This window comes from Frankia sp. AgKG'84/4 (assembly GCF_023242965.2).
Lineage (GTDB): Bacteria > Actinomycetota > Actinomycetes > Frankiales > Frankiaceae > Frankia.
On sequence record NZ_JALKFU020000719.1, the window covers coordinates 1 to 540 of the forward strand.

Annotated in this window: 1 protein-coding gene; it reads right to left on the reverse strand. The window is 78.1% G+C overall.

All coding sequences use genetic code 11. From position 1 onward, the window contains the following. A partial coding sequence (locus tag MXD58_RS24785) for an AIR synthase related protein (RefSeq protein ID WP_250610059.1) occupies nucleotides 1-540 on the reverse strand: 540 nt, incomplete at both ends.

Below are 540 nucleotides of genomic sequence, written 5' to 3' on the forward strand. Positions count from 1 at the left end.
CGCCGGCACACCGAACTGGGTGTGGCCGCCGAGGATCGGCAGTCGGTAGGCGGCCGACCCGGCGCGCAGCCCGGACAGCACCCGGGCGGCGAACGACGCGTCGCGGGCGGCGACCGCGTCGAGCAGCCCGACCGGCTCGGCGCCCATCGCCGCGAGGTCGTTGGCGTTCACCAGAACCCCGCACCAGCCGGCCCACTCCGGGTCGCGTTCGACCAGCGACGGCACGATCGCGTCGCAGGCCGCGACGAGGTCGCTGCCGGGCACCGGCGCCCCGTCGTCGCCGACGAACCCCTCGCCGCCGGGACGCAGGCCGCCCAGCAGCGCGCCGAGCGGCGCCTTGGTCGCCGCCGCCTGACGGGCCAGGCGGTCGATGGGCCAGCGCATCAGCAGGTGGGGCGTGCCCGCCGCGGGCTGCGACCGGATCGGTACCCAGCCCAGGCGGGTGAACATCCGCGCGGCGCCGGGTTGCACCGTCGCGTCGAAGCGCAGCACCCCGGCCTGTTCGGCGAACGCGCACGCCGCGCGGACCAGCGCCGGGCC